The 3,536-nt window shown below is 77.3% G+C and carries 2 protein-coding genes; one reads left to right on the forward strand and one right to left on the reverse strand.

Annotation, left to right across the window (positions count from 1 at the left end):
* A partial coding sequence (gene radA, locus ACSNOK_RS31780; protein WP_436784257.1) for a DNA repair protein RadA occupies window positions 1-1,427 on the reverse strand: 1,427 nt, incomplete at its 3' end.
* 537 nt (window positions 1,428-1,964) lie between these two features.
* Between radA and ACSNOK_RS31785 the strand changes: the two genes are divergently transcribed.
* The coding region (locus ACSNOK_RS31785) for an RNA polymerase sigma factor (RefSeq protein ID WP_436784258.1) at window positions 1,965-3,536 on the forward strand (1,572 nt) is incomplete at its 3' end.

Genomic DNA, 3,536 nt, shown 5'->3' on the forward strand with positions numbered 1-3,536 from the left:
GCCCCTTCCCCGGAGAGGGCACCCCCGCCGTCGCCCCCGCCGGACCGGCGCCGCCCGCGCGGGAGTACCCGCAGCGCATCGCCTATGTCGGCGACCTCAAGCACCCGCATCCCGGCGGGCACCTTGCCCGGATCGGACGGCACCAGGGCGTGCGTGAAACCGAGCCGGTGCGCCTCCGCCAGCCGGCGCTGGACGCCCGTGACCCGCCGGACCTCGCCCGCGAGCCCCACCTCGCCGATGGCCACCAGGTTCTTCGGCAGCGGGGTGTCGCTCGCGGCGCTGGCCAGGGCCAGGGCGACGGCCAGGTCGGCGGCCGGCTCGGAGAGCTTCACGCCGCCGACGGTCGCGCTGTAGATGTCTTGCTTGCCGAGGGCGCTGATGCGGCCCCGCTGTTCGAGCACCGCCAGCATCATCGAGACCCGGGAGGTCTCCAGGCCCGAGGTGGTGCGCCGGGGTGACGGGATCTGCGAGTCCACCGTGAGCGCCTGCACCTCGGCCACCAGCGGGCGGCGGCCCTCCAGCGTGACCGTCAGACAGGTGCCCGGCACCGGCTCCGCCCGGCGGGTCAGGAACAGCCCGCTCGGGTCGGTCAGGCCGGTGATGCCCTCGTCGTGCAGCTCGAAGCAGCCGACCTCGTCCGTCGCCCCGTAGCGGTTCTTCACGCCCCGGACCAGGCGCAGCCGCGCGTGCCGGTCGCCCTCGAAGTGCAGCACGACGTCCACCAGGTGCTCCAGCAGCCGGGGGCCGGCGATCGCGCCGTCCTTCGTCACATGGCCGACGAGCAGCGTTGACATCCCGCGTTCCTTCGAGGCGCGGATGAGGGCGCCGGCCACCTCGCGCACCTGGGCCATGCCGCCGGGCGCGCCGTCGATCTCCGGGGAGGCGACGGTCTGCACCGAGTCGAGGATCAGCAGCGAGGGCTTGACCGAGTCGAGGTGGGCGAGGACGGCCGACAGGTCCGTCTCGGCCGCCAGGTACAGGTGGTCCGAGAGCGCGCCGATGCGGTCCGCCCGCAGCCGCACCTGGCTCGCCGACTCCTCGCCTGTCACGTACAGCGTCCGGTGCTCGTCGGACGCCGCCTTCGCCGCGACGTCCAGCAGCAGCGTCGACTTGCCCACGCCCGGCTCGCCCGCCAGCAGCACCACCGCGCCCGGCACCAGGCCGCCGCCCAGCACCCGGTCGAGCTCCGGGACGCCCGTGCCGCGCGCGGTGGCCTGCCGGCCGTCCACCTGGCCGATGGGCAGCGCGGCGGACGTGACCCGCCCGGGCGCGGTCGTCCGCACGGCGGGCGCGCCGTACTCCTCGACCGTGCCCCACGCCTGGCACTCCGGGCAGCGGCCGAGCCACTTCGCGGTGGTCCAGCCGCACTCGGTGCAGCGGTAGGAGGGCCGGTCCTTGGCGGACGAACGAGAGGTACGGGCAGCCATGCGAGTCACCGTAGCGGCAACCACTGACAACGCCGGCCCGCTCGGAGTCCGCGGACGGGGCGCGGAGACGTTCCGCACACCGCGGACGGAGGCGGGGACGCGCTTCGTGCCGTCGCCGCCGGGGCCGTCGACCGTCGGGGCGTCCGTCTTCCGTGAGCGCCGCCGGAGGGCCTGTCATGCGGTGCGCCGAGCCGCCCGCACCTGCCGACGAGCCGCTCCGGCTGTCGTGTCGCCGCCTCCGCGGGATCCGGGCCGGCCGCCGGGTGCGGCCGTTCGCTTGTCGGGTCGCCGGCTACGCCAGATCCGCCGCCCGGCGTCCCCGTCGGCGGCCGGGACCGGCTCTCGCAGCACGCGCCCGGCTCGCGGTGCCGCCCTCGCGCCCCACGACCGCCCCGGCGTACCCCGGCGCGCTCCGCGCCGTCACGTCGCCCGGAACGTACCGTTACGGCGGCCTTTCTCGGGATGAGCTCCCCCGTACGGGGTAAACCAGGCTGAGCATGGCGAAGCGCCCATCCGGGTCGCCCTACGGTCGCCGGAATGATGACGAGCAGGTATGAGCAGCCCCCGCACGCCCCCGGCGGGTCCCGGCCGCCCCACCGCGCGGGGGGCGCCCCACGGCCCCCGGTCGTCACGCCCCGGGCCGACGACACACCGCCGTCCGCGGTGCCCCGCCTCCACCTCTCCCGGGTGGCCCCGCACCTCGACGGCCTCTACACGTACTGCCTGTTCCTCCTCCGCGAGCCCGACATGGCCACCTGCGCCCTCGCCGAGGCCTTGGCCCTGGCCGAACGCCGCGCCGACCGCGCCCCGTCCGGCCCGGTCCGGCCCTGGCTCTACGCCCTCGCCCGCTGGGCCTGCCGACGCCGCACGGTCGCCCGGCCGCCGGAGCCCGAGGAGTCCCTCGATACTCCCGGGCCGGACCTGCCGGACCTGCCGGACGGGCCGGTGGGTGGTGCCAGACGGGCCGGGCCCCGCGCCCGGCCGGTCCTCCGGCACCTGGCCGAGCCCGATCGGCTGGTCTGGCCGGAGGCGGCGGGGACGAACCCGGTGCAGCGCGAGGCGCTGGAGCTGTCCGTACGGCACGGCCTGTCGTCCCGCGATGTGGCCACCGTGCTGCGGCTCGAACCCGACGCGGCCAGGGCCCTGCTCGCCGGAGCCGTCTGCGAGGTCGAACGGACCCGCACCGCGCTCGCGGTCGTCGCCGCGGGCCGCTGCCCGGTGCTCGTCCGGTTCGCCGCCGGCGGGTACGCCCGCGCGCCGCTCGGCCCGTCCGTCCGCCGGGAGCTGGTCCGGCACGTGGACGAGTGCGCCGCCTGCCGGCGCACGGCGGAAAGGGTGACCGCGGGCGCGCCCTGGCCGGGCACCGCCGCCTTCCGCGCGGAACTCCCCCTCCTCGAAGCGCCCGTCGGCGCCCTGCAGGCCGCCCTGCGGCACGTCCGCGCCACCCGCCCGAGCGGGCCGCGCTACGACCGCGAGGGCTACCCGCTGCCGCCCGGGGACCGGACGGGCCGACGTACCTGGCTGCGCCACCGGGCCGTCACCACCACCGTCGTGGCGACGGTCGCCGCCGCGCCCGCGCTGGTGCTGTGGGCCGCCTACCGCGAGCCGCCGACGGGCGGCCAGGACGGCAAGACGCCCGGAGAGGGCACGGTGACGGCCGGCGAGACACCCCCCGGGACCGACGCGCCCTCGCCTCCTCCCCGGACCCACGTTCCCGGCCCCGGCGGCCCCGACTCGGACCCCGGCGACGAGGGCCGGGTGGAGCGCCGGGCCGAAACCGGTGGTGACGGCGGGGGCGCGGGGGATGCCGACCGTGCCGGGGGCGCCAGCCGCGTTGGTGACCCGAGAGACGTAAGGGGCGCCAGGAACGCCGGGGAGATCAGGGGAGCCGGCGAGACAAGGATGGTCAGAGGCGTCGGCCACTTCCGCGGCGCCGCTTCCCTCGGCCTTCACCCCGGCGCCGGACAGGTCGGGCACGCCGGTCCTGCCACCGCGTTCCCCACGCCGGGTGCCACCGGCACCTCCTCCGCCGTAAGCGACACGCGCACCCCGTCCGTCGCGGCTCCCTCGACCACCTCGTCCGCGTACCGCCCCACCGAGCCCCCGCCC

This window comes from Streptomyces sp. URMC 126, from assembly GCF_051386555.1.
Lineage (GTDB): Bacteria > Actinomycetota > Actinomycetes > Streptomycetales > Streptomycetaceae > Streptomyces.